The sequence below is a fragment of the Burkholderia sp. 10_S31 genome (genome assembly GCF_056930375.1).
The window spans coordinates 2054294-2079291 of record NZ_JBXOWK010000003.1; the positions used below are offsets into that span (position 1 = coordinate 2054294).

At 55.6% G+C, this 24998-nt stretch carries 19 protein-coding genes and 4 pseudogenes; 9 read left to right on the plus strand and 14 right to left on the minus strand.

All coding sequences use genetic code 11. The features are described 5' to 3' along the window. The first annotated feature begins 29 nt into the window (after positions 1–29). The 5 genes and pseudogenes from AC1Z3W_RS29705 to hmpA all read left to right on the plus strand — a co-directional run bounded on the left by AC1Z3W_RS29705 (position 30) and on the right by hmpA (position 6605). The gene (locus AC1Z3W_RS29705) at positions 30–1100 is read left to right on the plus strand and encodes an NAD(P)H-dependent flavin oxidoreductase (RefSeq protein WP_483509097.1); all 1071 of its coding nucleotides are present in this window, start codon (positions 30–32) and stop codon (positions 1098–1100) included. A 143-nt stretch (positions 1101–1243) separates the two neighbouring features. Then, positions 1244–1929 (plus strand): annotated as a pseudogene (locus tag AC1Z3W_RS29710) (DDE-type integrase/transposase/recombinase); the annotation flags it as partial. Positions 1930–2658: 729 nt separating this feature from the next. Further along, on the plus strand, positions 2659–3885 hold the full coding sequence (locus AC1Z3W_RS29715) for a YbfB/YjiJ family MFS transporter (protein ID WP_483509098.1): 1227 nt from the start codon (positions 2659–2661) through the stop codon (positions 3883–3885). Between the two features lie 11 nt (positions 3886–3896). Next, positions 3897–5105, plus strand: a complete 1209-nt coding sequence (gene cfa, locus AC1Z3W_RS29720; RefSeq protein ID WP_483509099.1) for a cyclopropane fatty acyl phospholipid synthase — start codon at positions 3897–3899, stop codon at positions 5103–5105. Positions 5106–5420: 315 nt separating this feature from the next. Next, complete coding sequence (gene hmpA, locus AC1Z3W_RS29725; protein ID WP_483509100.1) at positions 5421–6605, plus strand: NO-inducible flavohemoprotein; 1185 nt, start codon at positions 5421–5423, stop codon at positions 6603–6605. Between the two features lie 199 nt (positions 6606–6804). On the opposite strand, the gene AC1Z3W_RS29730 is transcribed toward hmpA, so the two are convergent. The 5 genes from AC1Z3W_RS29730 to AC1Z3W_RS29750 form a co-directional block, all read right to left on the minus strand. Next, complete coding sequence (locus AC1Z3W_RS29730; protein WP_483509102.1) at positions 6805–7224, minus strand: VOC family protein; 420 nt, start codon at positions 7222–7224, stop codon at positions 6805–6807. A gap of 132 nt (positions 7225–7356) precedes the next feature. After that, positions 7357–8199, minus strand: a complete 843-nt coding sequence (locus tag AC1Z3W_RS29735; RefSeq protein WP_483509619.1) for an alpha/beta fold hydrolase — start codon at positions 8197–8199, stop codon at positions 7357–7359. A gap of 349 nt (positions 8200–8548) precedes the next feature. Continuing rightward, the gene (locus AC1Z3W_RS29740; RefSeq protein ID WP_483509103.1) at positions 8549–8941 is read right to left on the minus strand and encodes a tautomerase family protein; all 393 of its coding nucleotides are present in this window, start codon (positions 8939–8941) and stop codon (positions 8549–8551) included. A gap of 84 nt (positions 8942–9025) precedes the next feature. Continuing rightward, complete coding sequence (locus AC1Z3W_RS29745) at positions 9026–9262, minus strand: hexameric tyrosine-coordinated heme protein (protein ID WP_483509104.1); 237 nt, start codon at positions 9260–9262, stop codon at positions 9026–9028. A 61-nt stretch (positions 9263–9323) separates the two neighbouring features. After that, the gene (locus AC1Z3W_RS29750) at positions 9324–10328 is read right to left on the minus strand and encodes a catalase family peroxidase (RefSeq protein WP_483509105.1); all 1005 of its coding nucleotides are present in this window, start codon (positions 10326–10328) and stop codon (positions 9324–9326) included. Positions 10329–10482: 154 nt separating this feature from the next. On the opposite strand from AC1Z3W_RS29750, the gene AC1Z3W_RS29755 reads away from it, so the two are divergent. Beyond that, a complete protein-coding gene (locus AC1Z3W_RS29755; protein ID WP_483509106.1) occupies positions 10483–11088 on the plus strand; it encodes a helix-turn-helix transcriptional regulator in 606 nt (201 codons plus the stop codon). Between the two features lie 95 nt (positions 11089–11183). Here AC1Z3W_RS29755 and AC1Z3W_RS29760 read toward each other — a convergent pair. The 5 genes and pseudogenes from AC1Z3W_RS29760 to AC1Z3W_RS29780 all read right to left on the minus strand — a co-directional run. Then, positions 11184–11453: pseudogene (locus tag AC1Z3W_RS29760) on the minus strand (IS66 family transposase); the annotation flags it as partial. A 292-nt stretch (positions 11454–11745) separates the two neighbouring features. Continuing rightward, the gene (locus AC1Z3W_RS29765; protein WP_483509108.1) at positions 11746–13422 is read right to left on the minus strand and encodes an MFS transporter; all 1677 of its coding nucleotides are present in this window, start codon (positions 13420–13422) and stop codon (positions 11746–11748) included. A gap of 165 nt (positions 13423–13587) precedes the next feature. Beyond that, the gene (locus AC1Z3W_RS29770) at positions 13588–14634 is read right to left on the minus strand and encodes a phenylacetaldoxime dehydratase family protein (RefSeq protein ID WP_483509109.1); all 1047 of its coding nucleotides are present in this window, start codon (positions 14632–14634) and stop codon (positions 13588–13590) included. 254 nt (positions 14635–14888) lie between these two features. Further along, entirely contained in the window at positions 14889–15941 is a 1053-nt protein-coding gene (locus tag AC1Z3W_RS29775) for a carbon-nitrogen hydrolase family protein (protein WP_483509110.1), read from the minus strand. A 312-nt stretch (positions 15942–16253) separates the two neighbouring features. Further along, positions 16254–17270 carry a molybdopterin-dependent oxidoreductase gene (locus AC1Z3W_RS29780; RefSeq protein ID WP_483509112.1) on the minus strand — a complete coding sequence of 339 codons (1017 nt, stop codon included), beginning with the start codon at positions 17268–17270 and terminating at the stop codon, positions 16254–16256. A 515-nt stretch (positions 17271–17785) separates the two neighbouring features. Here AC1Z3W_RS29780 and AC1Z3W_RS29785 point away from each other — a divergent pair. Continuing rightward, positions 17786–18706, plus strand: a complete 921-nt coding sequence (locus AC1Z3W_RS29785; RefSeq protein ID WP_483509113.1) for a LysR family transcriptional regulator — start codon at positions 17786–17788, stop codon at positions 18704–18706. A gap of 289 nt (positions 18707–18995) precedes the next feature. Beyond that, positions 18996–19755: pseudogene (locus AC1Z3W_RS29790) on the plus strand (ISL3 family transposase); the annotation flags it as partial. A gap of 269 nt (positions 19756–20024) precedes the next feature. Here AC1Z3W_RS29790 and metC read toward each other — a convergent pair. The 3 genes from metC to AC1Z3W_RS29805 form a co-directional block, all read right to left on the minus strand. Then, positions 20025–21209 carry a cystathionine beta-lyase gene (metC, locus tag AC1Z3W_RS29795; RefSeq protein WP_483509114.1) on the minus strand — a complete coding sequence of 395 codons (1185 nt, stop codon included), beginning with the start codon at positions 21207–21209 and terminating at the stop codon, positions 20025–20027. An 87-nt stretch (positions 21210–21296) separates the two neighbouring features. Then, complete coding sequence (locus AC1Z3W_RS29800; RefSeq protein ID WP_483509115.1) at positions 21297–22595, minus strand: amino acid permease; 1299 nt, start codon at positions 22593–22595, stop codon at positions 21297–21299. A gap of 272 nt (positions 22596–22867) precedes the next feature. After that, on the minus strand, positions 22868–23308 hold the full coding sequence (locus AC1Z3W_RS29805; protein ID WP_483509116.1) for a phenylacetaldoxime dehydratase family protein: 441 nt from the start codon (positions 23306–23308) through the stop codon (positions 22868–22870). Positions 23309–23764: 456 nt separating this feature from the next. On the opposite strand from AC1Z3W_RS29805, the pseudogene AC1Z3W_RS29810 reads away from it, so the two are divergent. Continuing rightward, positions 23765–23962: pseudogene (locus AC1Z3W_RS29810) on the plus strand (integrase core domain-containing protein); the annotation flags it as partial. A gap of 200 nt (positions 23963–24162) precedes the next feature. Here AC1Z3W_RS29810 and AC1Z3W_RS29815 read toward each other — a convergent pair. Then, a complete protein-coding gene (locus AC1Z3W_RS29815) occupies positions 24163–24927 on the minus strand; it encodes an SDR family NAD(P)-dependent oxidoreductase (protein ID WP_483509117.1) in 765 nt (254 codons plus the stop codon). Positions 24928–24998: the final 71 nt, after the last annotated feature.

Sequence of the window (24998 nt, forward strand, 5' to 3'; positions counted from 1 at the left end):
CCCTGCACATACTTCGCAAGGAGATTTACATGAGCTTGTCCAGCGACTTCACCGCTCGGCTCGGCATCGAGCATCCGATCATCCAGGCGCCGATGGCTGGCGTGGCCACCCCTCGACTCGCAGCGGCAGTATCGAATGCCGGCGGGCTAGGCTCGCTCGGCCTCGGTGCGAGCACGACCGCGCAAGCGCGGCAGATGATTGAAGAGACACGGGCGCTGACGAACCGGCCATTCAACGTAAACGTGTTCTGCCACAGGGCCGCCAAGCGCGATGCAACTCGCGAAGCCGCATGGCTGCGGCATCTCGCACCGCTGTTTTCGGAGAGCGGAATCGATGTGCCGCCTTCTCTCGACGAAATCTATAAGACCTTTGTCGGGGATGACGAAACGTTCAATATGCTGCTTGAACAACGCCCGGCCGTCGTCAGCTTTCACTTCGGACTTCCGGCTGCTGAGCATATCGACGCGCTGCGCAACGCAGGCATCTTCACGATCGCAAGCGTCACCAACGAAGCAGAAGCCGCTGATGTTGAGCAGGCCGGCGTCGATGCAATCGTCGCGCAAGGAATTGAAGCTGGCGGTCACCGCGGGACGTTCGATACCGACGCCGTGGACGAGGGCCTGAGCACCGCAGTGCTCGTTCGCATCCTGGCTCACCAGACAAAGCTGCCAGTCATTGCCGCCGGCGGGATCATGGATGGGCAAGGCATCAAGGCCGCTCTGGATCTCGGCGCAGCCGCGGCGCAGCTCGGCACCGCATTCATTCTATGTCCGGAGTCTGCGGCAAACGAAAATTACCGGCAAAACCTGAAAAGCGCGCGGGCCAAGACAACTCGGCTGACGACTGCTCTGTCGGGTCGTCCGGCGCGGGGCATGGTCAACCGTCTGATCGCGCATGGCGAGGCAATCGGCAGCCCCCTGCCCGCCGACTATCCGGTCGCCTATGATGCGGCGAAACGCCTGCATGCGGCCGCGGCCAAACTCGGCAATCACGAATTCGCTGCGCATTGGGCTGGCCAAGGTGCGCCGTTGGCCCGTGAACTGCCTGCCGGTGAATTGGTGAGCACGCTCGTTGCGGAATTGCAGCGCGCCCGCGGCTGACATCACGTTTGGATCAATTACAGTAGTCCGGACTTTTGCAGTCGCGTGAAGGCGGTCCGTACAATTCGCGTGCGGACCGCAAGCTCCCCCGTATCCTGCATGCGGCCGTACCACCAACTTTGTTGCGGTTGCTTCAACGTCGATATCGCCGGGTTTGGGGCATATTGCGCAACGAGCGCGTCGCGGTTGGGCTAGTGCCGTTCAATGCCAAGCGCCTCGATCGCGTCATGCGCACACACGGGTTGCTGATGCAGCGCCGACCGATTCCGCATCGCCCCCAACGTCGACACGACGGCAAGGTGGCAGTCGAGCGCAGCAATCAGCGATGGTGCTCGGACGGCTTCGAGTTCCGCTGCGACAATGGCGAGCCGCTGCGCGTAACGTTCGCGCTGGATTGCTGTGATCGTGAGGCGATGAGCTGGGCGGCCACGACGGCAGGCCACAGCGGCGACATCGTGCGCGACGTGATGCTGGCCGCAGTGGAAAAACGGTTTGGCAGCGAACTGCATACCCCGTCCGAAATCGAGTGACTGAGCGACAACGGTTCGGGCTATACGGCCGACGATACGCGCCGGTTCGCAGCGGCCATTGGCCTGAAGCCATTGACCACGCCGGTGTGCAGCCAGCAAAGTACGGGATGGCCGAGAGCTTCGTGAAGACGATGAAGCGCGACTACGTTGCCTTCATGCCGAAGCCGGACGCAGCAACTGCTGCGCGCAACCTGACCATCGCATTCGAGCGTTGCAACGAAAGGCATCCCCATAGCGCGCTGAAATACCGCTCGCCTCGCGACTTCCGGCGCTCGATGGATTCAGCAACCTTAGTGTGACGCTGTGTCCGGAACTACAGGGTCAACTCCAAACCCTCACCGCTACACCTCAGCGTTTGGCGTTGAGGGCGATGACACAGGCCCCACAAATAAATCAGCCGACCTGAGGCTTGTGTCGGCCGGCCCAGTCTCGCGCCTCGGCCCATGAAACTTGCCGAGATAGATTTCTCGACAGTGCCATTCCGACACCACGCGGTCCCGGCAAGAACAATGGCCGCCCGGTTGCATTGCCGGCCGCTCAGATTGGCTTCACGGGTCGTGCTAAGCATCTTGGCAAAGCACGCACTAAATCAGCGAACGCTCCCTTCCCCCGGGATGGCCAGGGTACAACTGCGAGCGGGTACTGCAGTCAACCTTTCAGCACGTTTGCCAGCGACAACGCTAAATCGTCGGCCGTCGCTAGGCACCGCACCAACCCTGCAGCTCTGCTATCGCCCTAGAACCCGCTTCTTCGTCGTGCTCTCGTGAGCTGGAGTTCGATCTCGCTTGGAAGCAGAGAACGAACTGCGCCTCTGCTATCCCATGCTCTGGCGGCCCATCGCTCAACGAATGTCGTCGGATACGACATTCTCTCACGGAGAATGGTATAGTTACTTCATTCTCAAATTGTGAAGCACTGCTTTTCGGGACTTGACCCGGTGACACGCTCGCTCCAGACGAATTGTTCGATCAGGTGTCGGCGGCTCGCGATCGAGGGCATACCGCAGCGCTCAACATCACCTACGCCAAATGCAAAACGTTAAAAATGGATCCACATCTCGGCTGCATCACGGAAACGATCGAGCGAAAACCCCGTTCGCCCACTGGCGTTATGCCATCGGCCCATCGCTCGCCGCCGCGGCAGTACTGGCCATCGGGATGGGTTTCGGGCGCTTCGCCTTTACCGGCCTTTATCCGCTGATGATCAACGATGGAATCCTGACCGTTCACAGCGGAACCTTGGCGGCTTCCGCAAACTACGCTGGTTATCTGGCGGGTGCACTCCTGGTCGCGCGTGCCAGACCCTCTGACGCGCGCATCCTTTCCATCGTGACTGCGGTTGCCAGCATCATTTGCATGGGTGCGTTGGCGTGGATTCATGCTCCATGGGCTATTGTCTCAATCCGAGGATTAGCCGGTATCGTGAGCGCGATTTCGATGATCGCTGCGTCGCTCTGGTTACTGCAGCACATTGGACATGCCCACGGCGCACCTTTGATGTATGCAGGAGTCGGCGCTGGTATCGCGCTTTCTGCCGAACTGATTGCGGTCGCCCATGCCCTCGGACTGGATAGCTCGATGACATGGGTAGTGCTCGCGGCTAGCAGTTTGATCCTATTGATCGCCGCCATCCCCTCGCTGAAAGCCAAACCAAATCCTGAGCCGCATTTCGGCCGCGGGAGTGACCACGACCACGGCGGCAATAGCTCCATACTGGCCGCAGTGCGGCTCATTGCGATCTACGGCCTTGCCGGATTCGGATACATCATCACCGCAACGTATCTTCCCCTCCTCATCAAAGGGGCACTGGGCTCGGTGAACCCGATCCAGGTATGGGCCGTCTTTGGTTTGGGCGCCGTTCCGTCGTGCTTCCTCTGGCATGCGCTTCACGTCCGATACGGCACCCGTTTGAGTCTTGTAGCCAATCTGGTTGTACAAGCGGTTGGTGTTGCGCTGCCCGCTCTGAATCATTCGGCGCCGTCCTATCTTGCGAGCGCATTGCTCGTAGGAGGCACCTTCATGGGAACGGTGACCATTGCGATGCCGGCGGCGCGGCGCGTAGCGCATGCGGTACGTTTCAATATGCTCGCCGGTATGACAGCCGCTTACGGGATCGGACAAATCATCGGGCCATTGGCTGCCAATGCGTTGTACGCCAGCAGTCATTCGTTTTCTGGGTCACTCCTTACCGCAACCGGCACCCTGATCCTTGCAGCCATTCTCGCCATCGGCGTCGGTCCCTCCCATACTCGTTGATCATTTCATCCATGCAACGCGAAAGTTTTCCCAAGCCCAACGGTCGTCCTGAACACAGTGCACCCTCCATTCTCGTGAGGTTACTCGCAGCTGCCGACATCGAGATCAACGGAAGCAGGCCGTGGGACATTCAGGTATTCGATCGCGAGGTCTACGGCCGCATACTATCCAGTTGGTCGCTGGGGCTGGGGGAGAGCTTCATGGACGGACTGTGGGATTGCGACCAGCTTGATGAGCTGTTCACCAGGCTATTGGAGATGGACATAGACGAGGCAGCCAGCGGCCTGGCCAAGGTGCACGTCATCGCACAACATTTGCGTCATAAGCTGTTCAACCTGCAGTCAGCCAGACGCGCATTCCAGGTCGGAGAACAGCATTATGACGCCGGAAATGAAGTCTTCTCTGCAATGCTAGACAGTCGCATGATCTATTCGTGCGGTTACTGGGGCAATGCCGCTGACCTAGAGGAAGCACAGGTCGACAAGCTCAGGATGATTTGCGACAAACTCGAGCTACAACCCGGTGAAACGTTGCTCGATATTGGTTGTGGTTGGGGAGGTCTTGCCCGTTTCGCCGCCGAGCACTATGGCGTCAAGGTAACCGGCGTTACGGTATCGAAGGAGCAGCTGACACTGGCTCGGGAACGGTGCAAGGGATTTCCAGTCAATTTAGTGCTGCACGACTACAGGGATCTGGACGGACGCTTCGACAAAATCGTCTCGGTCGGCATGTTCGAGCACGTCGGACCGAAGAACTACGATGCGTATTTCGGCACCGTCCATCGGCTTCTCGAGCCGGAAGGCATCTTCCTGCTCCACTCGATCGGCCTGGCTAAAACAAGTGCGGGCACGGATCCGTGGATTGACCGCTACATCTTCCCCAACGGCAAACTGCCGTCTGCGTATCAACTCACCGCCGCCGTCGAGCCGTGGTTCATCATCGAAGACTGGCACAATTTCGGACGAGACTACGACCGCACACTCATGGCTTGGTGGGAACGCTTCGAGCAAGCGTGGCCGACGCTAAAGGATCGTTATGATCGCCGTTTCTATCTGATGTGGAAATATTACCTGCATTGTTGCGCGGGATTTTTCCGTTCACGGCAGGGACAATTGTGGCAGGTGGTGCTGACGCATGCTAAGCGACGCGACACGTACCGATCAATTCGCCCTCTCCAAAAGAAACCGTACAACAAGCACGATGCCACTTGTCTCCGATAAAACCTGCCGCACCTATTTCGGCGGGACGCCCGCTGCTGCATCGACAAGGCCGTCGTAAGCACCGACGCCCCCACGCGAATCCACGCGCACCTCGTCTTCCCGCAATTCGGCGTGGAGGAACCGTGACATCACTGATAGTGAAGCCGCGCATCATCAATTGGAATTTTACGGACGGCCTCCACTCGCCTATCGTTCCAAAGGCTCCACGCACGTTGCCAAGACATGCGCGCCCCCCGTCCGCCCCAACCTTGGCCAACGATTTCAATTGCGCAGAAAATCGCGCTCGAAACTGGCCCCTCGAAGAGCATCTATCTCATGCTGACCAACGCGCAACGCGATATCATCAAATCGACCGTCCCTCTACTTGAAACTGGTGGAGAAGCACTTACTGTTCATTTTTACAAGCTGCTTCTCAGCGAACACCCGGAAGTACGTCCCTTGTTCAATCAAGCGCACCAGGCGAGCGGGGTGCAGCAGCGCGCGTTAGCCAATGGGGTATTGCAGTATGCCCGACACATCGACCAGCTTGAAGCGCTGGGCTCGCTTGCAACACAGATCGTGAACAAGCACGTAACGCTGCAAGTGCAGCCCGAGCACTACCCGATCGTCGGCGCTTGTCTGCTGCGGGCAATTGGTGAAGTACTTGGCCCGGAAATCGCCACGAGCGCCGTGATCGAGGCTTGGGGCGCTGCATATCAGCAACTCGCAGATCTTCTCATCGCTGCGGAGCAGAGTGTCTACGACGGATTCGCGAAAGTACCGGGCGGATGGCGCGGTCCTCGTCAGTTCCGCGTTGTGCGCAAGGTGGTAGAAAGTGTGGAAATCAGTTCGTTTTACTTGGAGCCCGTTGATGGCGAGCCCGTCGCGGCCTTCATTCCCGGGCAGTACATCGGACTACGCCTAATCATCGACGGCGAAGAAGTCCGTCGAAATTACTCGTTGTCCGCTGCGCCGAATGGGCTCGGATACCGCATCAGTGTCAAACGAGAACAGGGCGGAAAAGTGTCGAACTATTTGCACGACCACGTACTGGAAGGCACTATCGTAGATCTGTTCCCGCCCGCGGGTGAGTTCACCCTTCAGGAAGGCAACGGACCCGTGGTCCTGATCAGCGGTGGAGTGGGTATTACACCGACTGTAGCGATTGCCGAGGCGGCTCTGGCATCTGAGCGACCCGTTGTTTTCATTCACTACGCCAGGAATGAACAGGTCCAAGCCTTTGGCGACTTGCTTGACAAGTGGGCCTCGCGTTACCCGAAGTTTCAGTCGTACATCGTCTACGAGCAAGTCGATTCGAACGGTAACCGCGTACCCGACGCAACCGGCCGCCCGACAGCGGATCAGTTGCATCAATGGCTCCCGGTTGACGAAGCGTACGACGCGTATTTTCTCGGCCCGAAACCGTTCATGAGTTTTGTGAAACGAACGCCGCGCGACCTGGGGCAGCCCGACGAACGTTGCCGGTACGAGTTCTTCGGCCCGGCAGAGGCACTGAATTGACCACTAGATAACCGGTCAACTCCTGCGCTCGCAGTGTGGGATCGCAGGAGACTCGTTTCGTCGGCGGTGACTCGCTATCCAGTGCATGGCTCTACAAAACAGAGCAGACCAATCGAGCAATGAAGCCCTTCCCCACGAATGACAGTGTCGGCCCGATCGACGTTGCTCGAGACGAGCAACGTTCGTTCGGACCGGAAATTCACTGGGCCAGACGTGGGTCGTAGTCGAACTCCAATCGAATTCCGCCTGGCTCATACACCATTGCATGGCGCTTCGGCCCAGCTCCAAGCGCTTCGGGTGAAAACTCCACTCTCACACCAGGCCATTCCGATACTTTCGAAAAGAGTTCGTTAAGGCCCTCTTCACTCCCTAGGCGAAGCGCTAGGTGGTGAAGTCCAATATTCGACTTGCGATCGAATTCAACAAGCGATGAGCGGTTTTTGACTTCCCACAGCGTCAGCGTCACGGCGCCGTCCGATACAAAAACGGCGGGATACTCCGGACGCTCACCGACCTGCCGCCAGCCGAGACACTCGATAAAAAAGTCTCGTGTGACCGCAAGATCCTGGACGGTCAATCCGATATGGTCGACACCGATGGTCAAAGGAACTTTACTCATGCATTTCTCTCCTCTCGCGGATGGACACGTTCGTGTTGTTTTCGCCAATCGTCATGATCGGCTATTAGACTCTGCCTCGTTGCGCGACGCGAAAGCATCGCGCTGTCTCAGCCTACGTTGGATTCGAACAATTCAACGCCGCGGAAGGCGCTGCATGAAGTCGTGAACGCGTGCAGCAATCGCGTCCGGCTGCTCGTCCAGCGCGAAGTGACCGGCATCGACCACACGAATCTCGGCCTTCGGAATATCTCGAGCGTAGGCCGTTGCCTCTGCAACCTGGAATGACGGGTCGTAGCGCCCCCAAACGACAAGCGTCGGCGGCTGCGTTTTCCTCATCCACTCCTGCCATGCCGGATACGACGCGACGTTCGTCCGGTAATCGTAGAAGAGGTCCGTCTGGATTTCTTTCTGCCCCGGCCGATTCAGAAACGCGTATTCGTCGGTCCATAGATCCGGGTCGTAACGTTCAGGATTCGGCGTCGACCCCACATGGCGCTGTTTCGTTGCGTCCAGTGAAAAGAAGTTGCTCTGTAGTGCTGCTTCGTTTGCCTTTCGGTCAGCCCAGAACGCCCGGCGCTTCTCCCAAAGCGGGCCGAGCCCGTCCTCGTGCGCGACCGCATTCTGCACTACCAACCCGGCAACCCGCTCTGGATGCGCGATCGCCAGCCGGAAACCGACGGGACCACCGTAGTCCTGCATGTACAGCACATAATGCGTCAGGCCAAGCGCTTCAACGAAGTCATTGGTGACCGAGGCAATGTGATCGAAGGTATAGGCAAAATCCTTCGGCGAAGGTGCGGCGCTATGGCCGAAACCCGGGTAGTCCGGTGCAATGAGGTGATATCGGTCCGACAGCCGTGCGAAGAGCGGCTCGAACATGCGCGACGACGACGGAAAGCCGTGCAGCAACAATATCGTCGGCGCATCGCGCGGCCCCGCTTCTCGATAGAAGATGTCAAGGCCGCCCACCTTCATCGTTCGATATGCGGTCGGATAACGCACCGCATTGCCGTGCGCGGACAAATGCACGTTATCGCTTGCCACCACTGGAAACGATGCGGCCAGCGTCGTCACCAACGTCAAAATATTCTTCATCATCATCGACCTCCATGAAGCTTGCCGCTCGTTGCTGACGCAGCAAACCAAAACGGCAGTCTAGAGGGCTACCGGTTCCTACGGAAGCTGTTGATCGTTCAACAAAGTGTCCTCTTTGATAGGACAATCCAGCGCGGGATGTGCACTGCCCGCAGTATCTGCCGGGCGGTGCACAATACTGCATCGACGTATCCTCAGTCTCCGTCACACAGCGCGCCAAACAAAACACTTAAGTCAGTTCGCCGGTAATGAACTGTGCCCGCCCGTGGCCGAAAGACCAGTCGGCATCGCCGTTTTCGACGATCGAGACGATCACATCGTCGGGCGAGATGCCGCACTTCGTATGCAGATTCTCGACCAGGAGCCGATAAAACTCGATCTTCTGCGCCTCCGTGCGCTTCCGGCTCACCGCCGTCAGCAATACGACGTCTTTGGAGCGCGGATAGCCGAGACCCGTATCTTCGATGACCAACTCGCCGGGGCGATGCTGCGTCACGCTTTGGTATCGGTCGGTTACCGGTACGTCGAACGCTTGGACCATGGCTTGATGCGCTGCGTCTAGAAGAGTTCGTACCTGTTCGTCGGTGCGGCCTTGAATGAGGTCGAATTTAAGCATCGGCATGAGAATTTCTCCTTGGGAAAAGTGGCTTCATAGCGGCACGCCAGCGACGGATCGCCGGCGCACCCGTGTTTCGTTTCGAACCGCTTACTTACGCCAATAATTGTTCGCTGCAGCAATGGTGGCGAATTCGAGCGCCACGATGTTCCCGACCTGAAGCAGCATGCCGGGGTCATTAGCGTAAACGTCTCGCAGCTTTTCGCGGACGGCTTCATCCGGTTGCGTTGCCTTGATGACCAGCCTGGCCATCTTGATTGCCAGTTGCCGCCCCTCTTCTGCCGTGGGCGTAATGAGCGAATTGTTCGGTACGAGTGCGATATCCATGATGAGGTCACCTGTAGACGGGGTGGCGTGACAAGCTCTGGGCGTTACCTCCCTTCCACCTCTACTGCTGGCGGCGCGCAAACGAAATAGGATAAGCCGTGGAACGTGCAGTAATCATAGGATCCTCGACTTCGATACCGGGTGGCAGCGCGTTCGGCAGGAATAGCAGCCGGCGCTCGGCCGCCGCGCTGTCTGTTACCACCTTATCGATCGAGATCGTGCCGAGTTCGACGGTACGGTGGGGTCCCGTCCATGCTACGGACGGATCGTCGAGCTTGTCGCCAGATTGAGCGACCTGCAGCACCAGCCGGAGCCGGATGGGGCCACGCGACACGCGCTCGCGGATTTCTGACTGAAGATAGTTGGGCGCCACCTTAGCTGCTTGCGAGTCGGATAGGTAGTGCTCGCCGTCCACCGGAAGAAATTGATAGCGCCCGTACGTGACGGCACCTTTCGAGTCGATGAAGCGGAACGTGTTTACACCGAAATATGGCAGCGTCGCGTAGCTATTCGGGAACGGTTTCGGTGCAGTGAGAAACGCCTTCGCTACCGGATGATTCCCGAGATAGGAATCCAGAGGCGTGGGTTTCGGCACATTCTCGCCGCTTGTCCCGATCGCAATCAGCAGGTCGCGAAAATCGTCCGCAGTCGCGGACGGGAAGCCGTTGAACGAATGCGCCACGATATCGCTGTCGCTCCCGTCGGGCAACTTGAACTTGATCGCGAATCCACGAGGCGACGCCAATGGGTGATTGTCTGCAATGTCCGGAATGCCGGCGAAGTCCGAAAATCGGACGATTACGGGAACCGCGGTCTGGAAATGTACGGCTTTACTCACCGTGGGTGCCGCGGCGCTCGGTGTGAACCGTCCGTCCAGCACAATACCCTTCGCGTGTACCGCACGCGCACCCGCATGTTTGCCGAAGACGCCGTTCAATGCATCGACCAACTGCGTCGGCGTGGACTTCTGCACGGGGGGTGATTGCGACGTCTGCGCCGTCGCAACGTGCGCCAACGTGAAACCAAGCAGGAGGGCTAACGATGGCCCAAGTACGGATGTTTTCATCGGGGACTCTTTGGGGTGGGTTTGACGGGGACAGCGACCGAAGTCTAGACCATATCTACAATAATGACAATTAGGTGTGTCAATATTGTTAATAGTAGCACTTGCCACGAGGCTATAATCGACAGCTCCCCAAGGTGATCCGCACCCTTTTCCCGTGACTACGAAGAACGAAGTCTTGCGCGCGCTGCAACGAGAACCTCTGACTGTCGAGCAACTTTGTGAACAACTTAGCGTGACGCGAACGGCGATCAACGTGCAGTTGAAGCAACTGGAAGCAGAAGGACTGGTGCGGCGACGCAAACCACTGCAAACCGGAACGCCAGGGAAACCCGCTACCGTCTACGAGGCTGCGCCCGGTAGTGAAGATGTCGCATCGCGTGCCTATCCGGCGTTTCTGCTCAGCCTTCTTGCGACGCTTCGACACCGTCTCAACGACACCCAACTTGAGGAAATTCTTACGGAAACGGGTCGACGGCTCGCCCGCGAGGCCAAGCAGCCCGTATCGGCCGACTTTGATACTAATCTTGCGAACGCGATGGCAATCGTCGATGCGCTCGGTGCACAAACGGAGGTCATAGCAGAAGACGATGCAATCGTTGTTCGTAACTTTAGTTGTCCGGTTGCGAGCGCGGTACGCGAAACGCCGTGTGTATGTCGGGCAATCGCGGCCTACTTCTCCGAAGCGACGGGAAGGCCCACAAGCGAACAATGCTTGCGGGAAGGACGGCTGGTCTGCCAGTATCGGATAACAAACGCTTGATCGCATCGGTTATGCGCCCTATCTGTAGATATCGCGCCCTTGCTAACTCCAAGCAACGCTGTCAAGTGACGAATCTCGGCAACAACCATCTTCAACTTCAGGTTCGTCCCTTCGCTACTCATGATCGCCGAGCCCTCCGCCACGGGTTTGCGCTGCGTCACCAGCCATTCATGGAGTGCGTCGCACACCGGTTTGGTCTGGCGCTGACGGAGCCACTGCCGTTCGTCTGCATTCAATTCCGCGGCCTCGCGTTCGTTGTCGTAGAGCGCGGTAAAGAATGACCGGGCCTGCCCGGCAATCTGGCTGCAGTGATTGGCATGCACCTCAAAGAACTTGCATCCGGCATGGGCCGTGCATCTGGTTTCGGCATGCCGCGCTCGAATCTATGGGCGCGATTAGCAATTCTGAAGGACTTCAACATCCTGCGTGAAGCTGCCATCAGTCAGAGAGCTGGCGCGATCGCGACTCGCCTCACCATCGTTTCCGCGTGGGCCTCGTCATCGCCCTGCTGGGCTCCGTCCAGCAGAGACTCGAGATGATTCACTGCGCAACGATATGTCTATATACACATTCAACCCGGACGACAGATCAATCGCGTCGTCCGGTTTTCCTCGGCTCAATTTCACCGGCTGCGCCTAGACCTCGCACTTTGCTTTATTACGCGGCAGCTCTGGTTGCCTTTGTATCTTTCAGGAAAATGGAGCCAATGATAAGAGTCATGATTGAGCCTGCGATCGGGTAAACAAGACCAGCATAAATATTCCCCTGTTGCGCAACAAGAGCAAATGATATTGTCGGTAACAGCCCGCCAAACCACCCAGCGCCGATGTGGTACGGCAACGACATCGAGGTATAACGAATTCTGGGTGGGAACATTTCTACAAGCAGCGCGGCAAGCGGTCCGTATGTAAGCGCAACGAAGGCCATAAACACAAGCAAGATCAAGACAACCATGGGAGCATTAATTCTGGACGAGTCAGCAGATGTGGGGTAGCCGGCTTGCTTCATCGCCAATTTGACATCGTCTCGGAATTGCTCGATTCGACGCTTACTTTCGTGGTCGAACGTCTGCCCATCGGGAGTTCTGTACCCCTCTACCGACGAAATAACCTGCTTGCCAATTCGAACGCTCACTGTTGCTCCCGCCGGTGCGGGCTCAACAGAATAGCTAGCCGCGCTCTGCGCCAGTACGCGCCTCGCAATGTCACAAGGTGTTCTAAAGTCGACCTCGCGTGCGACTGGGTTTCCCTGGAACGAACATCCTTTCGGATCTGCAGTGAGGACAATCGACGAGTGCGATTGAGCGTACTCGAGCGCAGGATTGGCATAATGTGTCAGGGCCCTGAACAGCGGGTTATAGCTTGCCGCCGCAGCTAGAACTCCAAACATGATCATCCATTTTCTACCTATTTTGTCAGAAAGCGCACCACAAACGATGAACAAAGGCATGCTCAACACAAGCGCGACGGCAAACAACCAGTTAGCCTGCGCAGGATCCACTCGAAGAGTTTGCGTTAGAAAGAACAATGCATAGAACTGACTCGTGTACCAGACGATAGATTGCCCAGCACATAGTCCGAACAGACAGATCAGCACCACGCGAAGATTCTTCCATTCTCCAAATGCTTCACGAACAGGTGCCTTACTAACCGATTCCGTCTTTTTCAGATGCAAAAAGACAGGCGATTCCTTCATCGAGACACGAATATAGATAGAAATAACAAGAAGAAGCACTGAAATCAGAAATGGAACTCTCCACCCCCACATTTCGAACTGTTCGTTTGTCATCATCGAGCGCACACTCAGAATTATAGCCAGCGAGAGCAAAAATCCGAGTGTGGCGGTTGTTTGAATCCATGCAGTGTGAGCCCCGCGCTTGCTTGCAGGAGAATGCTCGGCGACGTAGGTCGCTGCCCCGCCGTATTCCCCACCCAACGCGAGGCCCTGCACCAGTCGCAGCGTGATAAGAATCGCCGGCGCGGTCATTCCGATGGCAGCGAAGTTCGGTAGCAGCCCGGCACCAAAAGTTGCACCACCAATCAGCAACAGCGTGATCATGAACGTATATTTCCTACCGATCATGTCACCCAATCTGCCGAAAAGAATCGCCCCTAGTGGTCTGACGATAAAACCGGCCGCAAATGCAAGGAGAGCAAAAATAAATGCCGACGTCGAGTCCAGACCTGAGAAGAATTGCTTGGCGATGATGTTGGCCAACGATCCGTACAAAAAAAAGTCGTAATATTCTATTATCGCTCCAACGGATGAAGCGATGATAACTTTTCTAGTCTCTGATTTCGTTAGATATCCTGATTGAGCGATCGCAGTCACCATGTTTACCTCAATGAGAAGATGGGATTCCCGCCAAACATGGACGGGTATTAGTCGTTCCTGACGTTAGTCACTTGAACGGGGGCGCCCGTACGCAAATTTTCCGAATTTTCTATGTACCTACGCCCCGACTGCCGCTCTAACGTTCCGTTCTCCGTTCTCGCCTGGTTACAGTACCGTTCCCGTAAACCAAGACAGCAAGCCGGTTTCTTCGTGACAGTTGATGTATTCAAAACGCTGCCCGTGGGCAGGCAGTACGTAAACCTCGTGCCAAGTTCGCAACTGATTCGAGGCCCCATACTTCTTGTACCTAGCTATCGCGGCACCAAATATCGCCATATGAGATGCATGGCTCTCCGCCCACTCTTCCATTTGCTTCAGGCTCAGGAAGTAGCCGTGCGCATGCGTTTCGGGAACAACATCGCCACTGGTATCCAGTGTTTGCTGAAAGCGCAGCATGCAGCATCCCGTTTCTTCCGGGTTGGTCCGAAGGAAATCCATGCCTTTTGCCAACGGCATACGAAGATTCTGATCGTAGTCCGCTTTCTGTTCATCGTCGCAGCGTCCCCAAGAGCTGGCGGATCGGATCATGGCCAGATTGTGAGGAGGATGGATCAGCCATCGTTTTCCCTTTGTCGTTCGCTCTTGGGCCGATCGAGAAAGCGCTGTTGGATCACTGGAAACCAATGGGTCGCACGCGGCGACCGGAATCCGATCCCTCATCGCACCGAAGTACCCGCAGTATGGTGTCGGCTCGATCGGCAACGCCTTACTCAGGGCTGCAGGATAGTCTTGCCAATAGATTGACTCGAATCTTTCAATGGGAACGGTAAGCATCTCGCGCCAGAAACCACAAGCACCGCTCAGACGCGCGTCCGACTCCCACCAACCTCTATGCACTTGCCGTTGGCACCAGGCATCGTACTCAGATGATGTGACCCAGTATGCAACAATGACCTTGTTGAGTTTGCCTGCTACGTCAGTAAACTGAGAATAATCTATTGAGATTGGACCGAACTGCTCAGCCATCGCACTTGATGCCCAATCGAAAAATCCCGACGCTCGAATTTCGCCTTCGCTGTCTCCCTGAACGGCAAAGAACGCGACGTGAATCGCCGAGGAGGTCTCGGGGAATGTTACCGACCAACGCTGAACTGCTGGCACGAATCCCTGCGGTTTGCGGATTTCGAAGATACGTGGGTATTCGACTTTCATGATTTTTCAGAGTCCACTATTCAGATAAATAACGACGCATGAGGCAAATACATAAATCTACTGACGGCGTAGCGGCGGCCGAGCGGACTGAATGATCTTGGTCAGCGACCCATTCAATGGCGCACTACTTACTAGGCATGGCGTCTCTTCGGCACACCAAATCCATGATTCTTTTCTGACGAACCATCACCAGCCAAGGGGCACCTCGAACCTGTTGCATTACCTCTCTTGCCACCGCATCTCGAGAATTCTTCTCAAGCAGTTGAAGAAGGCGTGCCTTCAGTCAGTTTTTCGTCTCCCGCACGCACCGACTCCTTCTCGAAAGAAAACCCATCGCGAAACTTAGCAGGTACAAGACGTCGGCGATCGATAGTCAGGTCGAACACATCGAATCGGTTGTAATAGCCAACGATGTCGTGGAACTGCTTTGGTTCCACACACTGCTCCAGATCGAATGTTGCATATGCAATTCCCTCCTCCGTCTGCAACGTATCGCCGACAACCGCACCTGTCGGGTCGAGAAACTGGGTTGCTGCACGGGGTGTTGTCTCGAGTACTTCTTCAGCCTGCTTGTCGCCACTCGAAAGCAATGCGTCGAGCATAGTCTTGTCCATGAATCCGGCATTCAGGATGCCAAATGCCTTTGCCTCAAACGAATGGCCGCCGGCGCGAATTCGGTTAGCCGCCAGGTTGTCGAAGTTCGCCCCCGAACTGGGTGGCCGCGTTGGCCAGATAGCCGGCCACGCTGAGATATGAATCTGCTCTCCTTGTGCTGCAAGCGAGTAGCGCGCGAGTGGGTTTGTGTTTTCGCCGCAGATAAGCGCGCCGATCTTACCGACACGTGTGTCGCTCACTTTCAAGCCGTGACCATCCCCCGACGCCCAGACCATCTTCTCGTAGAAGGTTGGGACGAGCTTGCGATGATGATTGATAATTTCCCCGCTATCGGAAATAAGGACGATCGAGTTCCACAAGCAGCCTACGCTCACGTCAGTCGATTCGCTGAAGCCAATCGAGACGAACACTCCGCAGCGCTTCGCCGCTGCGCAAATCTCCGCAATTTCCGGGCCTGCGACGTCGATGCTGTTCTGAGCCATTCTCTTGAACCGGTCGTGGTTATAAATCGGCGCCCATAGCGCCGCCCAAACAGGAAACCCCGGAATGAACGACTCGGGAAAGGAAATAAGTTCGGCGCCGTTCCGGCTCGCCTCCTCGATAATCGAAACTGCTTTCTGCACTGTTGCCAGTGCGTTCATATAGACAGATGCGACATGTGCGGCCGCGACTTTGACGCTAGGAAGAATCATATTGACCTCAACAGTTTCTAAATGGATGCAAGTCAGAAATTTGTCGTCTTGCGTATCGGTAATTCCAACTTTCTAAACCACGAAAATTGACACTAAATTCGTAAAACAATAGACACTCCGCCAGAAAGTCCCCATGGATTTGGGAAGCTCCCGCGGTTTAATGTGGCCTCATCTTTTATAGCCGAAAACATGGAGAAAACTGGCGAATTCGCATGGGCCTCTGCATTTTTGCGATGTGTGATTGGGCCACTAACGCGCATAGACGCACACGTATCGTGCATATCGGTGTACGCCAGACGTGAGTGACCGTCACTACTCCAACATCTCAATGTTGATTGAGTGAATTGCGTTACGTGCAAGAGCCTCAGGTTGACCATGCCCGCCCGTGTCAAAGCATCGGCATGACAATCTGCGCACCCCAGCTTCAAGTGATACAAGAATCGAGAACGACTGCCATCCAAATCCCTCGCGCGCTCCGACCGCCGCATCAAGCCAACTCAGCCCGCCGTCGACACTTACCTCGACTCTCGACACCCCATCTTCCGCCCATGCCCATCCCTTGATGCAGAACTCCTCGTTGGCTCGCAGCCGCACGTCGCCGGCTGGCCAAACGATGATGCTTTCAGGCGCAATGCCCCACACCGGCTTCATTCCCGTTGGCGTGGGGTCATTGTAGAATTTTGTCGTGTAAGACCCCGGTGCCCGAGTGCTAGCGACTGAAATCCGGCCAACCCACTTCACCGAGTTCGTTCCATACCAACCCGGAACAACCAGTCGCACGGGACCACCTCGTTGCGGCGTAAGCGGCTCACCATTCATCGACACCGCCAGCAACACCTCAGGCGACAACGCCTTCCATAGCGGAAGGTCCTTGATAAAGGGTTCATCCTTCAGGCCCGCGAACTCACCCCACTCAAGCCCTTGGGTCCAGACATAAGCTGCATCTGCCCCAAGACCACAACTCGTCAGCACGTCCCCGAGTCGCGCGCCACGCCAGACGACGTTACCTACTCGGCGCTTGGGCTCGTTGGGCGTAAGGGGACTACCTGCACACTCGTGAACAGACAAGATCTCATGCTGCCCAAAAGCACGAATGTCCTCAAGCGTGAATGTTCTTTGCGCGTCAGTCAGGCCACCGACATACAATCGCCAACTCTCGGGTCTGATCTCTACTAGAGACATGTGCGTGACGATAAAAAGCGAGTCCTCACTGGTAACGTACGATGTCAACTCCGCCACGCCTCGCTCCGGGTAGCGAAGCATGAAGCCCCTGTGAGTCAGCGTGACATCACCCGACTCGGTCACCCGTGTTTCAAGCATTTTCGTCATTACGGCTCCAACAATTAGCGGTCCGCTTTCCAGTCCCTCGTCCCCAGAAACGTCTGAGCCGCGCTAACAAGCGGAGTTACGGCAATTGGCATCGATCCGGGACCCGCCGTCGATGTCGCCTGGGTCTGTCGTGATCCGGTCCCGAAATCGAACTCGAGCCGCCGAGGTGCTTCATCCCAATGCGGTACGACAGCGAAATGTTCGAGTAGCGCGCGCTGGCCGGTGCTAGCACGAAGAGCACGGGACTCTAAGTCGTTCATCGATCTCCGTCGATCTTTGCTCTCTGGATACTCGCCTCGCGCAGCACCTGCTTTCAGTGTAGTCAGGGCCCCGACGATGACCTTGGGAAGAAGCCTAGCTTGTCGATAAAATCTCGAAAACGAGCGAATTTGCGCGTCGCCTTGCATTTTTGCAACGTGGCAAAGGCCTGATCTATGGCACTCTGCCTGTTTTCAGTGGCCCACAGGGTATTCGTTTAGGGGTTTCCCCTTGCAATCTTGCAGATCGGAGTCGATATGTCCGTGATCAACCCAAACTGGAACGACCTGCGGATTTTTCTGGAAGTCGCGCGGTCCGGAACGCTAGGTGGCGCAGCACGGCGTCTTAAGGTCGACCATTCGACGATCAGCCGCCATATCGCGCGGCTGGAGGAGGCAATTAACTCGCCGGTTTTCGAACGGGACAATCAGGGACTTCACATTACGGCTCGGGGACGAGAAATCGTTCAGTATGTTGAGGCGATGGAAGCCGACGCCGTCGCACTTGCAGACGCGCTCGGCGGATCACATCAAGAACCGTCCGGGACCGTCCGTGTTGGGACGATGGAAGGCATCGCTTCGTTGTATTTGGCCGGTGAGTTCGTCAGACTAAAAGAAACCCACGCGAAAATCTCTGTTGAATTGGTTACCACCACCCAGCAGATGCACGTGAACCAGCGCGAGGCGGACATCTTCCTGAGCTTCTTTCCACCGGAAGGCAAAGCACTTGATGTCATGCCGATTGGCGAGTTTGCGCTGCACTTGTATGCCTCGCCCGCGTACTTGGCTCAGCACGGAACACCGGTCGACGTGGCGAGTCTGCACGATCATCAATTCGCATCCTATGTTGACGACCTGATTCAACTCGATACAGTGCGTTGGCTGGACGAGGCCGTGACAAGTCCTCGACTTTCGTTCCAATCGTCCAGCATGATTGCTCAGCTGTTTGCTGCCGTTAATAGTGCAGGCATCGTAATGCTACCTTCCTTCTCGCGTGCCGAACGATTCGGGTTGGTCCAGATTCTTGCTGGAAAGCTCAAGGTCAAGCGCACCGTATGGATGACGGTGCATAGGGAGTTGCAGTATCTCGCTAGAATCAAGACGGTGACCCGCTTCCTCCAGGACACCATCGCGCGTGACTATCCGCTGCCGCGTAGCGCCCAGTTCATCCGGAGGTAGATTGCACTAGACCCAGACACGCTTTTCCATGAGCGCTCGACGTGGTAAATACCCATCCAATTACGTGGTCGTTGGCCAACGCGCACCACATCTATGACGACGGACGATGGCGGTAGCGGAACAGAAGAAATTTGTATCCTCCTGCGCGCCTGCTCCTACTGTCACCCTGCTCGACTTCCGCAACCATGATGATCAGCGGCATTTTTTTGGTTCATCGTAGGAAACCATGGAACCTTGTAGCGTGATTGCGTAACCTGATGCCTGATTTGATAGGGGTCAGGAGGCGGAATTGCTCGATCGCAAGGCACTTCAGGCGCTGGGCTGCTGGAAAGGCTATCGGTTGGAGCGGGTGGAATGGCCGGAAGGAGAAATCCGTACGCTCTCGCTATATCTGAAGCCGGTAAGCAAGGTCATGTATTGCGAGCAATGCGGTGCATGCATGGTGCCATCAAATCCATGAGACGACGGTTCGCCGGGTGCGCGATTTGCCGCTGTTTGAGTACCGGGCGGTGCTGCACGTCCCGCGCCGCCGAGTCTGGTGCGAACACTGCGGCGGACCGCGGCGGGAGAAACTGGACTGGCTGGGCCGCTACCAACGCGTGACGGAGCGGTTCGCCAAGGCTTGCGAGAAGTTGCTGCAGGCAGCCAGTGTGCAAGCCGTGGCGGCCTTCTACGATCTGGGCTGGCACACGGTCAAATCGATCGACAAGATGCGATTGCGAGAACGAGTCGCCAAGCCGGACTGGTCGACGATCCGCTATCTGGCGATGGACGAGTTTGCACCCCATAAAGGCCATCGGTATGCCACGGTGGTGGTCGATCCGATCGGCCGGCAGGTACTCTGGATTGGATCGGGACGCTCGCGCGAGACGGCCCGCGCCTTCTTCGAGCAGCTTCCTGAGGGTGTCGCCGAGCGCATCGAAGCAGTCGCGATCGACATGACCATGGCCTACGCGCTGGAAATCCAGGCGCAGTGTCCGCAGGCCGAGGTGGTCTACGACCTGTTCCACGTCGTGGCCAAGTACAGGCGCGAGGTGATCGATCGGGTAGGCAACGCATCGGTGCAGATCACCGTGCCCTACCCGTGCTCCATGAAGCTGCCCCGGAAGTGCAAGCACTTCTTTGAGCATGTCGCGTATCTCTATCCATCCCTCTCGCTACGTATCAGGTCGACGAGCTTCAACTGGAGGAAGCATTGACACAAACACGATGTCAATCGATGGTGCGTTCGCACATTCAACGCTCATACCGAGGCGGTCCGATGACGCAATTCATTTCCAGTTTCCAGTCCCCTTTTGCCAGCGGGCCGCGCTCGGCATCACGCCGCCAAGCGCAAGCGCTCGAATCCGCGCGCCAAGTCTCGCTTTAGATCGTCGACATCCTCCAGGCCAACCTGAATTCGCAGTACAAGACCACCCGGAGACCAACTGGTGACAGTGCGGTAGCTCTCACAGTTGCACGGAACGATCAGACTTTCGTACCCGCCCCAAGAAAGCCCCATGCTGAATACCGACATACCGTCCAACATATTCTTCAGGCCAGCATGACTGAAGCGGTCCGCAAGCACTATAGAGAACAGCCCCGTCGCGCCTTTGAAATCTCGCTTCCAAATGTCATGTCCGGGACAATCCTCAAATGCAGGATGAAGCACTCTCGCCACCTCCGTCCGCTCCTTTAGCCAGCCGGCAAGGTCGAGCGCACTTTTTTCTGCCGCCTTGACTCTGAGATGCATAGTCCTCATACCACGCAACGCGAGCAAGCAATCCTCAGCGCCAGGCAACATCGCCATCGCGTCGTAGGTTGCTCGCAGCGCTGGCCAAGTCTCACTGTTTGCAGATGCTAGCCCGAGAAGCAAATCCGAGTGGCCACCGAGATACTTCGTCCCTGCCTCCACAGAAATATCGACTCCATAAGAATGCGCATCAAAGAATAGCGGGGTCGCCCAGGTATTATCGAGAATCGTCTTAATTCCATACTTTTTAGCGACAGTAACAATCGCCGGAACATCCTGAACCTCCATGGTTTGTGACCCTGGAGATTCCATAAAGATCGTTGTCGTGTTAGGTCGAACAAGAGTTTCGACATTTTCCCCAAGCATAGGATCATAATATTCCGCCCGAACTCCGAACCTTTTTAGCAATCCGTCACAAAATGTCCTCGACGGCCGATAAATGGTGTCAGGAATAAGAATATGGTCACCAGCCTTTGTAAGTGTTAGTAGCGCCAGCGTAACCGACCCCAAGCCAGATGGAGACAACACCGTGCCTGCGCCCCCAGTGAGACTAGTCCATGCATCTTCCAGATTCGCGATGGTCGGCGAGCCATAGGTGCCATAATGAAAACGAAGGCGTCTCCCCTCAAAATTCTCAAGAGTTCGATATACAATCGTCGACCCCTTATAAAGAGCAGGATTGACAAAACCATACTGATCATCAGGATTTCTGCCCAACATCGTCAGCTTGGTACTAAGCGCCCAATCCTCCGATTCATTTTCAAGTTTCATCTTCGATTACCTAACCTTAACAAAGACCGCCCCAACAATAGTCGACCATAAAAATGGCCACTGCGCTACGGAGCATCCGACCATTCATTACTCGAACATCTTCAAAAATGGTGAAACGACGAGCAATACACCAAAAAACATTACAAGCCATACCGAATTCGACCTCAATTTTCGAAGTGAAGGGACCTTCCATACAAGATAACATGGAATCAAGCATGACACGATTCCAAATATTGGCGTACCTACCTGAATAAGCGTCATAGCGGTAAATCCGAAAACAACCCACACAACCAGCAGCACCACCGATGCAGTCGCAACGCCAAACGGCAGCATTCGATTGAAAGACGCGCTGCGCACAAAAAACCGATCGACCAAATTTACAACAAGTCCCTTTGCCGCGTCATGAAATCCCAAGTAAACGCCGAAAAACGCTGAGAAAACTGCAGCGACGCTTAACACAATCGATAGAACCTTGATCGCCGCACTCGGCATCACCCTCGCTGCCAATGCCAATGCTGAAATATTGTTTTCCAAGGCATATTTCGCATCACCCCGATCGATCGAAAGAAGAAATGAAAATGCAAAAAATAGAACACAGACAACCAGAATCGAATATGCATATCGCATCACTCGAAGAGATCGGAAATTTGCGACACCCACATCGCCCTCCAATTTCCGGAATGCAATATTCATCGGATTCAAGATTTGCACAAATACTATGGAGAACATCGCAAATGGCAACGTCAGCAGTAAGTCTCTAACAAAAACCCAACCACCAGGAAGCACATTTATTCCGATATTTTTAATTTCCCAATATGGCACCATCGAAATAGATAAGAAGATGATGATCCCCAGCTTCATAACGATCATCGGCCCGGAAATCTTGAAAAGAAGACGCTCTCCGCGTGACGCCAACAGGACCATAACTCCGATCAGCGCAAATGCATAATATCCCGATGTCGAAAATGATTCGCGAACGACGCCGAATGTTTTAAGATAGAATAAACTATCCCGAACGACAGTCGATGCATACGTCAACATCAACTTTAACAGCGTCATGAAGTACATGACGCCCATGGCTGCGCCCCAATTTTTCCCTAAATACTGAGTTATTATGCTTGAATAACTTTCACACACATCGCTGGAAGCAAGAGATAATAGGTATATTTTCGAAACATAATATACCGCCGGATAAGCAATTGCCAACGAGACAATCGATACCCAAATTCCTTTAACCCCCATCTGAATGGGCATGAAAATGATGCTGGACCCGATTGCCATTCCCATGCACATTACCACCCAGCCAGCGTCATACCTGGTGAATGGCACTGCTTTCACCTGGGAATAACAACTCACGCCTTCGCAAGATTCGATCGTTTTGTCCATTCAAATGTCTCCATGTTACTTTAATAACTAAAGATCGCCCCGGCGGATGAGGACCAAAAAGCACCGCCACCAAACCAGATGCGAATCTAAATTTATTTGATATCTACTTATATAGATTGGATTGAATTATTTACAACGAACTTTGACTGATATTAGCTATTCTTGACACTAACCACTCGAACGGGTTGCCCGCACGGATGCCTTCTGCATTTCTTGCCGCGGAGATCTATACTTGAGCCCTTGCCGCCGCGATAACACTCTATTTTCAAATATCATTCTGCTACAGCGCGATCCCAGTAAACCAAGGCAGCAAACCTGTTTTTTTCGTGACAGTTGATGTATTCGAAACGCTGCCCATGGGCAGGCAGCACGTACACTCCGTGCCAAGTTCGCAACTGATTCGACGCTCCATACTTCTTGTACCTGGCAATCGCTGCGCCAAATATCGCCATATGAGATGCGTGGTTCTCCACCCATTCTTCCATTTTCTTCAGGCTTAGGAAGTACCCGTGCGCGTACGTTTCGGGAACGACATCGCCACTGGTATCCAATGTTTGCTGAAAGCGCGGCATGCAGCAGTCGGTTACCGTGACCTCACCCAACTCAGTCACACGTGTTCCAAGCATCTTCGTCAATACGCCCACCTGAAATTGGCAGTCCATATTTTTGTCATACAGCGACAAAAGCATCAGATCCAGGATCACAAACGACATCAAAGCAACTACAATTTGGCGCCGGAGTCAGGCAAAGGTGGCCCCACGCCTTTTGTGTTTCGGCAACGCGACAGAACTAGCACGAGCTATAGCGGGACTGATTGTCGATCCCGACAGCATGCTGCTCCTGTTACTGCACTTCGTGCAGTGCCTTCTTCTCCGCACTCAGCGATGAACGGTGACCCGGGGGTGAAGCCTATCTCCTCAATACAGTGTCGAAAACGAGCGAATCTGCGTGCCCCCTTGCATTTTTGCAACGCTCCGGGGATCCAATCCCAGGCGTTCCTCCGTTTTCCGGATTCGTAGGGTGTTCGCTTAAGGGTTTGCTCTTGCAATCGTGCGGATCGGAGTAGAGATGTCCGTCATCAACCCAAACTGGAACGACCTTCGGATTTTTCTGGAAGTCGCACGAGCCGCAATGCTGGGCGGCACAGCGCGGCGTCTTAAGGTCGATCATTCGACAATGAATGCCTTAACGAGCACTGGTTCACGAGTCTGGCGCATGCGCGTGTCATCATCGCGGCATGGCGCCAGGACTACAACGAGGAACGACCGCACAGCGCACTGAATTACCTTTCGCCAGCAGAGTTCGCAGCGAAACATCGGGCAACAGCGGATGCTCCCGCCTGTCACTTCTCGTTGAGTTTGGCCTGACCGCAAAAATGGCTGCCACAACCTCAAGAGTGTAGAGATGTCACTGCATCCAGTTGGCTAAAGGAGCGAACTGGACGCTGATCGCGGAAGCCGGCTTGTGAGTACAGCCTCGGAAGCGGCCACCGAAGATTCACTAGCACCAGGTACGACGCGTATACTTGGGAGAGTTCGCCGAAGACCCGAGCAAAGCCCCATCGAAGTCAACGCATAACGAACCCGCCGTCGACCGAGATCGATTGGCCGGTCACGTAGCTTGCCATGGCGCTGGATAGCCACAATACGGCGTCGGCAATTTCTTCTGGACGCCCGTGACGCTGCATCGGAATGCTGGCTGTCATTGCCTCGAGCGCCGGCCCCTGCCCGCCCGCGACCATTTGATCGACCATCGGCGTCCAGATCAGCCCAGGGCAGACTGCGTTCACGCGAATCCCGCGCGCAGCGTATTCTAGCGCCGCGCTCTTGGTCAGACCGAGCACTCCGTGCTTCGCCGCGTGATAGGTCCCGCGCTCCGCGCCGCCCACCAGCCCACCAAGCGACGAGCAGTTGACGATCGTGCCGCTGCCCTGTTTGCGCATCTGCTGCAGCTCGAACTTCATGCAGCTCCAGATGCCGCGCAGGTTGATCGCAATAATCCGGTCGAAATCGTCTCGTGGGGAATCGGCTGTCTCTGCGAGTACGTTCTGCACACCGGCATTGTTGTACGCGATATCCAGCCTGCCGAACGCGTCGACCGTCCGCGCAACCATCGCCTCGACCTGAGCGTCATCTGACACGTCGCAACAGATTGCAATCGCACGATGTCCGGATGCTGTCAAAGTATTAGCCGCATTCTGTACTGCGTCCTCGTTGTAATCGGCGAGGGCGACCGTTGCACCGGATGCTGCGAAGGCGCGCACGGTCGCCAGACCCAGACCGGAACCTGCACCCGTCACGAGCGCGACCTGATTTTCGAATGTTATGTTCATTGGATTTCCATGTTGCCAATATTTGTGTATCGACCGAAAAAGCGCGCACCGGAGCCGCCAACGTCGTCGTC

Excerpts from the sequence above, each read along its gene's own strand:
- AC1Z3W_RS29705 (WP_483509097.1), top strand. The coding sequence starts at position 30 with ATGAGCTTGTCCAGCGACTTCACCGCTCGGCTCGGCATCGAGCATCCG.
- AC1Z3W_RS29715 (WP_483509098.1), top strand. The coding sequence starts at position 2,659 with ATGCAAAACGTTAAAAATGGATCCACATCTCGGCTGCATCACGGAAAC.
- cfa (WP_483509099.1), top strand. The coding sequence starts at position 3,897 with ATGCAACGCGAAAGTTTTCCCAAGCCCAACGGTCGTCCTGAACACAGT.
- hmpA (WP_483509100.1), top strand. The coding sequence starts at position 5,421 with ATGCTGACCAACGCGCAACGCGATATCATCAAATCGACCGTCCCTCTA.
- AC1Z3W_RS29730 (WP_483509102.1), bottom strand. The coding sequence starts at position 7,224 with ATGAGTAAAGTTCCTTTGACCATCGGTGTCGACCATATCGGATTGACC.
- AC1Z3W_RS29735 (WP_483509619.1), bottom strand. The coding sequence starts at position 8,199 with ATGAAGGTGGGCGGCCTTGACATCTTCTATCGAGAAGCGGGGCCGCGC.
- AC1Z3W_RS29740 (WP_483509103.1), bottom strand. The coding sequence starts at position 8,941 with ATGCCGATGCTTAAATTCGACCTCATTCAAGGCCGCACCGACGAACAG.
- AC1Z3W_RS29745 (WP_483509104.1), bottom strand. The coding sequence starts at position 9,262 with ATGGATATCGCACTCGTACCGAACAATTCGCTCATTACGCCCACGGCA.
- AC1Z3W_RS29750 (WP_483509105.1), bottom strand. The coding sequence starts at position 10,328 with ATGAAAACATCCGTACTTGGGCCATCGTTAGCCCTCCTGCTTGGTTTC.
- AC1Z3W_RS29765 (WP_483509108.1), bottom strand. The coding sequence starts at position 13,422 with ATGGTGACTGCGATCGCTCAATCAGGATATCTAACGAAATCAGAGACT.
- AC1Z3W_RS29770 (WP_483509109.1), bottom strand. The coding sequence starts at position 14,634 with ATGAAAGTCGAATACCCACGTATCTTCGAAATCCGCAAACCGCAGGGA.
- AC1Z3W_RS29775 (WP_483509110.1), bottom strand. The coding sequence starts at position 15,941 with ATGATTCTTCCTAGCGTCAAAGTCGCGGCCGCACATGTCGCATCTGTC.
- AC1Z3W_RS29780 (WP_483509112.1), bottom strand. The coding sequence starts at position 17,270 with ATGACGAAAATGCTTGAAACACGGGTGACCGAGTCGGGTGATGTCACG.
- AC1Z3W_RS29785 (WP_483509113.1), top strand. The coding sequence starts at position 17,786 with ATGTCCGTGATCAACCCAAACTGGAACGACCTGCGGATTTTTCTGGAA.
- metC (WP_483509114.1), bottom strand. The coding sequence starts at position 21,209 with ATGAAACTTGAAAATGAATCGGAGGATTGGGCGCTTAGTACCAAGCTG.
- AC1Z3W_RS29800 (WP_483509115.1), bottom strand. The coding sequence starts at position 22,595 with ATGGACAAAACGATCGAATCTTGCGAAGGCGTGAGTTGTTATTCCCAG.
- AC1Z3W_RS29805 (WP_483509116.1), bottom strand. The coding sequence starts at position 23,308 with ATGTCGTTTGTGATCCTGGATCTGATGCTTTTGTCGCTGTATGACAAA.
- AC1Z3W_RS29815 (WP_483509117.1), bottom strand. The coding sequence starts at position 24,927 with ATGAACATAACATTCGAAAATCAGGTCGCGCTCGTGACGGGTGCAGGT.